A 6,317-nucleotide genomic window follows, 5' to 3' on the forward strand; every position below is an offset into this window, starting at 1 on the left:
ATCATGTCGGCGCGTCACCCCATCATCTCGGTCACCGGCTCCTCGGGCGCCGGCACCACCTCGGTCCGCAACACCTTCGAGCAGATCTTTCGCCGCGAAGACGTCAGTGCCGTGTACATCGAGGGGGACGGCTTCCACGCCTACGACCGCGACACGATGCGGGCGAAGATGGCGCGCGAGCCGACGCTGAGCCACTTCGCCCCGCGCGCCAACCTCCTGCCCGAGCTGGAGGAGGTGTTTCGCAGCTACGGCGAGAACGGCACCGGCCGCACGCGGCACTACGCCCACGACGCCCACGACGCCGCCCGCTACGGCATCCCCGAGGGCGCCTTCTCCGAATGGGAAGAATTCCAGCCGGGCTCGGACCTGCTGTTCTACGAGGGCCTGCACGGCTGCGTGGTCGACAACGCCGTCGACATCGCCCGCTATCCCGATCTCAAGATCGGGGTGGTGCCGGTGATCAACCTCGAATGGATCCAGAAGCTGCACCGCGACCGCTCGACCCGCGGCTACTCGACCGACGCCGTCACCGACGTGATCCTGCGGCGCATGCCCGACTACGTGCAGACGATCTGCCCGCAATTCTCGTGGACCGACATCAACTTCCAGCGGGTGCCGATGGTCGACACGTCGAACCCCTTCATCGCCCGCTGGATTCCCACCGCCGACGAATCGATGGTGGTGATCCGCTTCAAGGATCCGAAGGGGATCGACTTCTCCTATCTGGTGTCGATGATCCACGACAGCTTCATGAGCCGGGCGAATTCCATCGTCATCCCCGGCGGCAAGCTCGACCTCGCCATGCAGCTGATCCTGACGCCGATCATCATGCAACTGGTGGAGCGGCGGCGGCGATTGGCGTGAGGCGGACGGCGTCCCTGTCGGGATCGAAGAGCCGGTCGGTGATCGCCCCCTCGACGCCGACGCCGACATCGGGCCGCGCGGCGATGTCCCGGCGATCGTCGACGGGCACCGCGGGCGTGCCGCCGAAGCGCAGCCTCTCGTGCACCGCCCAGGCGCCGGCCTCGCCGTAGAGCAGGACGTTGTCGCTCACCAGACCTGCACCTGAAACGCGCCGGAGAGATCGCGCGAATCCCCGGCTTCCTGAAGCCGCGGCGCATGGCCGAGCCCTTCGACGGGCTCAGGATGAGGGCCTGAACGGTGAGATCGAGCGCCGCACCGAGGTAATCGTTATCTTCCCCGACGAGGCGGCCATCATCCGCCTCGTCGGCGCGATCCTGCTCGAACGGAACGGCGAGTGGGCCGTGCCGCACGGCCGCACCATGACCCTGGAAAGCATCGCCCCATCGGCGATGATCCCCTCGCCGGTCTGCCCACCCTGGCAGCCTGACCGATCCGGCAGCCGGTGATCGTGGTGCCCCTCAGCGCGCTACATCAAGCAATAGGATACGACCCAATCGACGGGATTTTTTAGATCATGCAATGAGTTGTAATGGTGCCGGTTGCGGGACTTGAACTCGCGACCTACCGCTTACAAGGCGGTTGCTCTACCAACTGAGCTAAACCGGCGCTGCCCGTTTCGCTACCAGTCCGCTCAAGGGGGCGCAAGCTGGGATGTTTCCGGCACGTTTCCGAACGGTAACGTTCGGCTGAACGCCCGTTTCAGAGTGAATTCAAGCGCATCGACCTAATCCCGTCCCGACACGCCCGGCCTGCCGGGGCGGGTGCGGCCGGTCGCCGGAAGGTGTCGCGTGATCCGGTCGCTCCCCCCGCAGCCCGCCAGGGCGCTCAGCCTGGGAAGAGGGGCCTCAGTATGCTTCCCGCCGGAACGCCGGCCGATCCCGATCTGCGCGAGTGCCTGCTCGGCGCGATCCCGGCCCTACGGGCCTTCGCCCATGCCCTGACAGACGACGGCGCGCGCGGCGACGACCTCGTGCAGGACGCGCTGCTGCGCGCATGGAGCGGCGCAGACGGCGCCGGCGACCGCGATGCCACCGCTTGGCTGTTCACGATCCTGCGCGCCCGCTTCTACGCCGAACGGCGGCAGCGACCTCGGGTCGGACCTCGGAAGCGAGAGGGGCTTCGGCCAGATCCGCCGGAGCGGCGGAGGGAGTCGGTGCGTCCGGACAGGTCGGAGACGGTGCGGTTCCGCGAGGCCCTCCGCCGCCTGCCCGATGCACAGCGCGAGGCCCTGATCCTCGTCGGCGGGCAGCGCTTCACCTACGGCGAGGCCGCCGCCATCTGCGGGGTGGCGGTCGGCACACTCAAGAGCCGGGTCGCCCGCGCCCGCGCCCGGCTCGCCGCGGAACTGGAGCGTCGACCCCCGCGCCCCTGACCCGAGCCGGACAACGTCGTCGGAGTTCAGCAACGGGCTCGAATTTCGGATCGACCGATGTCGGTTTCGTTCTCTTCGCTGATCATGAATCGCAAAGATGGAGAATTCCGACCGTGATGGCTTGCCTGTCGCAATCGATCGATTTGAGTTCGGGCAACGAAGGGACGCGGCGCCTCGAACGTGCCGCCGGTCCGATCGGGTTAGGACAACCCTGGCGCGTCACCGTCCGTTAAGGTCCGGCGGCGAACCTTCGCCGTGAGACCGATCCGGAATGGTCCGATTCCGGCTGTCGTCCGCGGCCCGCGCGCCGGTCCGTGTGCGGCGTTCGCCGGAGAACCGAAGGCGGGCTCGGGCGATGCCGAGTGCAAATCCGGAACGGGAGGAGGACCCGTGCGAGACGTGGCCAAACCGATGCTGGAGCCGTCGCGATCGAAGGTGGCGTCGGTCGCGACCGCTTCCGTGTCCAGGCCGGCCGCGGGGCGTGCGGTGTCGGGGCGCTGCCTTCTGGAGGACGGATCGGAATATGCCTGCATCGCCAGCGACCTCGGCCCCTGCGGCGCCGTGATCGCCTGCGCGGGCCTCCCGCGCGTCGGCGAGCGGGTGGTGTGCTACCTCGACGGCATCGGCGCCGTGCGCGGGCGCGTGGACCGGGTGCAGCCGTCGCGTTTCCATATCGGCCTCGACGTCGGAGAGGCGCGGCTCGCCCGCATCATGGCGCGCCTCGCGTGGCAGGAGGCCCGCACCGGCGAGCAGCGCGCGGCGCCCCGCCTCGTGCCGGTGAACGACCGGACCCAGGTCTGCCTGCCCGGCGGGCGCGTCGTGGCGGCCCGCATTGCCGACCTGTCGATGGTCGGCGTCGCCCTGCAGGTGGAGGCGCCCGAGGAGGCGCTGCCGCCGGTCGGCGCCCTCATCCGGGTCGGCCTGCGCTACGCCGTCGTCGCGCGCGCTCTGGAGGGCGGCTTCGCCGCCCGCTTCCGGCTGCCGCTGAGCCGCGAGACCTTCAATCCCGAGATCGTCCTCTGAGCGAGCCGGCGCCCATCCGTGTCGGAAAAACGCCGGTCACGGGATCCCGGTCCACCACGAACACCTTGAACGGGCCGGGGCTCATCCCCTTGGATTCCCTTGGCGTCAGCGCATCGCGTCGCGCTGGGCCATGGCGGTGGCGGATTTCGACTTCTGCATCGTCGCCTCGATCTGGTCGCGCTGGCGCTTGAACTCGGCGAGCAGCCGCCCGTCGAGTTCGCGCCCGCGCGGCACGCGGATCTTCATCGGATCGACGAAGTGGCCGTTGATGACGACCTCGTAGTGCAGGTGCGCGCCGGTGGAGAGGCCGGTCGATCCGACATAGCCGATCACCTGCCCCTGCCGCACCCGCGCCCCCGCCGAGACGCCGCGGGCGAAGCGGGACATGTGGTTGTAGGTCGTGACGTAGCCGTTGATGTGCTGGATCTCGACGCGGCGACCGTAGCCCGAATCCCATTCCGCCTTGATGACCGTGCCGTTGCCGGCCGCCACGATCGGCGTGCCGATGGGGTTCGACCAATCGACCCCGGTATGGAGCTTGGCGTAACCGAGGATCGGATGGCGCCGATAGCCGAAGCCGGAGCGCAGGATGCCGTCGGCGATCGGCTTGCGGATCAGGAACTTCTTGAGCGACCGGCCCTGGTCGTCGAGATAGTCGATCGAGCCGTCGTCGGGCGACTGGAAGCGGTAGACCTTGCGCCACTCGCCGCCGAGATTGAGCGCGGCGTAGAGCAGTTCCGGCCGATCGGCCGCGGCAGGGCCGGCCTCCTCGTCGTAGGTGTAGAACAGGTCGAGCCCGTCGCCCGCCGAGATGCGGCGTTGGAAGTCGATGTCGTAGCTGAACACCCGGACGATGTCCTCGACGGTCGGGCGCGGCACGTCGTGGCGCGCGGCCGTCTCGTAGAGGCTCTGGTAGAGCCGCGGGCCGGTGCCCTCGTCCTCCTCGTCGTCGCCGTCCTGGGCTTCCGCCTGCGCCGGTTGGGTCCGGCCCTTGGTCTCGTCGACCGGGGGCGCGACGGGCACGAAGGCCCCCTTGTCGTTGATCGCCGCGATCGCCTGCACGCCGCTCTCGCCATAGAGCACCACGCGGGTCACCTGCCGCCCATCGCCGGGCTTGGGCCCCGGCGCGACCTGGACGCGGAATTGCTGGCCTTCCGACAGGCCCGAGACCTTCGTCTTGCCGCCGAGCGCGGCGACGATGCCGGCTATGCCTGCGTCCGAGGCGTGGCCGGTCGCCTTCAGCATCGCCTCGACCGTGTCGCCGCGCTTCAGCGCGAGGTCGCGCTCCTCCACCAGCGGCGCCTCGCCGGAGCGCAACTCGACCTTGGCGAGCTTGGTGACGTTCTCGGGGACGACCAGCACCTCGATCGACTTGAACGGGCTGCCGTCCTCGCTCTTCTTCTCGTCAAAGCCCGGAAAGCCCGAGCCTTGGCGGAGCGTCCGCGACAGCATGATCTGCGGCGCGAGCGGCAGAGCCGTGCGCCGCCCCGCCTCGGCCGTCAGGCGGCGCTCCTCCTCGACCTGCGCGGCCACGTCGTCGTCGGACAGGGCCGGTGCGTTCGGATCGATCGGGGCCTCGGCGAGATCGCGCTTGACCACCGTGACCTCGGCGCCGGGTGCGTCGGCGGTGCCGGGATCGGTGGCGCGCTCCTGCGGCTCGTCGGAGACGAACCTCATCGGATCGAAGCGCGGCACGTCGGCGGCGAACACGCCGGTCTGCATCGAAAGCGCCGACGCGATCCGCACAAACGGCTTGACCTTGATGATCTCGCGATCCCCGAGCCTCACCGTCACGGGCGTGCGAAAACTCTGCTTGGCCGAGGCGATCATCAGGTTGCGCACCAGCCGGTCGCCCTTGTGCGCAAGGGCGACGCTCGCCTCCTCGGCGGGCTGCGGCCGGGCGATTAGGGCCGGCTTGTCGGAGATCGCGGCGAGCGACACGTCGCCCTGCAGCGAGACGTGGATCGCGGCGCCGATCAGCAGCGCCCCGGTGATGCCGGTGAGCGCGCTGGCGCAGAGCCAGCGCAGGTTGACGTCGCGGCGGTCGACCTGACGGGCATTGGCGCCGAGCAGGTTGAGCGGCGGCTCGACCCCCCGCGGCAGGTCGGCCGCGCGCCTCTGCGCGCCGGCCGCTCCTCCGATCTTCAGCCGCTCGCGCGTCACGGGCTTCCTCTGCATCGGCGCTTCGGACCGGATCTCTCGGATGGTCATCACACGTACCAGACTTGCCCGGACCCGGCGACCAGAACGTGAAGCGGAAAGCCCGGATGTCCCGGTGCAGCATGTCCAGATTGAGGCGATTGCCCTCAGGGATGACGACAGGGGCCGGAACATCCCGTCACACGGCTGTGATCGGGCGATGACGCAGTGCGGGACTTTTTTCGACCTGGCGGTTGACGGGCCTAGCCCGGTCCCGTAAAGGCTCTTTCACCGACGGGGCGCCGCGGCCCACCACATGGTGGCGCGGCGGCCTTGAGGTCATCGGGACTGTTTGAGCGGCACGGCTGATCCAGGCGACTGGATCGGACAATCGCTGTCCTTCGTGTCCCGGATGTGTCGATCGGATGACGGTTGACAGGACGGTTCGCCGGCTCTAGACGCCACGGACCGCTCGGGCGGGGCTCCTGCCGGTGACACGATCGCCGGGTTGACGAGGCCGCCGCGGTACTATCGCTGAAGACGGGGCTGATCGGGCCGGGCAACCGGGGCGATGGCGCGTTCTCAGCAGAGGGTTGCACTTCGGGTGCAGGCTTCGTCGCTCTTTGACAAGTAGATATCGAGAAAGAGAAACGCGGGCGGCTTGTTCATGTCCTTGCGGGTTCGGCTGAGAGGCTGAACCGTGAGAGTATGAGGCTGACCGACGTTTCGGAAGCTCACCGGGCTTTGGTGGAAACGCCGAAGTCACGGATGTGAGCACTCCGTTTATGTTGTGATCAGCTGAGATCTAACTCTTCAACTTGAGAGTTTGATCCTGGCTCAGAGCGAACGCTGGCGGCAG

At 68.6% G+C, this 6,317-nt stretch carries 5 protein-coding genes, 1 tRNA gene and 1 pseudogene; 4 read left to right on the plus strand and 3 right to left on the minus strand.

Going from position 1 to position 6,317, the window contains the following annotated elements:
• Window positions 1-3 precede the first annotated feature (3 nt).
• Window positions 4-864 carry a phosphoribulokinase gene (locus HNR00_RS04370; protein ID WP_183565431.1) on the plus strand — a complete coding sequence of 287 codons (861 nt, stop codon included), beginning with the start codon at window positions 4-6 and terminating at the stop codon, window positions 862-864.
• Here HNR00_RS04370 and HNR00_RS04375 read toward each other — a convergent pair.
• Complete coding sequence (locus HNR00_RS04375; protein ID WP_183565434.1) at window positions 827-1,054, minus strand: hypothetical protein; 228 nt, start codon at window positions 1,052-1,054, stop codon at window positions 827-829. The genes HNR00_RS04370 and HNR00_RS04375 overlap by 38 nt on opposite strands.
• A 94-nt stretch (window positions 1,055-1,148) precedes the next feature.
• On the opposite strand from HNR00_RS04375, the pseudogene HNR00_RS04380 reads away from it, so the two are divergent.
• Window positions 1,149-1,351, plus strand: a pseudogene (locus HNR00_RS04380) (transposase); the annotation flags it as partial.
• Window positions 1,352-1,454: 103 nt separating this feature from the next.
• Here HNR00_RS04380 and HNR00_RS04385 read toward each other — a convergent pair.
• A tRNA-Thr gene (locus HNR00_RS04385) sits at window positions 1,455-1,530 on the minus strand.
• A gap of 244 nt (window positions 1,531-1,774) precedes the next feature.
• Here HNR00_RS04385 and HNR00_RS04390 point away from each other — a divergent pair.
• Window positions 1,775-2,296, plus strand: a complete 522-nt coding sequence (locus HNR00_RS04390) for a sigma-70 family RNA polymerase sigma factor (protein WP_183565437.1) — start codon at window positions 1,775-1,777, stop codon at window positions 2,294-2,296.
• Window positions 2,297-2,755: 459 nt separating this feature from the next.
• Window positions 2,756-3,319: a pilus assembly protein PilZ gene (locus HNR00_RS04395; protein WP_183565440.1), complete on the plus strand. Its 564-nt coding sequence runs from the start codon at window positions 2,756-2,758 to the stop codon at window positions 3,317-3,319.
• A 105-nt stretch (window positions 3,320-3,424) separates the two neighbouring features.
• Here the strand turns inward: HNR00_RS04395 and HNR00_RS04400 are convergent, their stop codons facing one another.
• Window positions 3,425-5,482: a M23 family metallopeptidase gene (locus HNR00_RS04400; protein WP_183565506.1), complete on the minus strand. Its 2,058-nt coding sequence runs from the start codon at window positions 5,480-5,482 to the stop codon at window positions 3,425-3,427.
• Window positions 5,483-6,317: the final 835 nt, after the last annotated feature.

The organism is Methylorubrum rhodinum (assembly GCF_014199935.1).
GTDB classification, from domain to species: Bacteria; Pseudomonadota; Alphaproteobacteria; order Rhizobiales; family Beijerinckiaceae; genus Methylobacterium; species Methylobacterium rhodinum.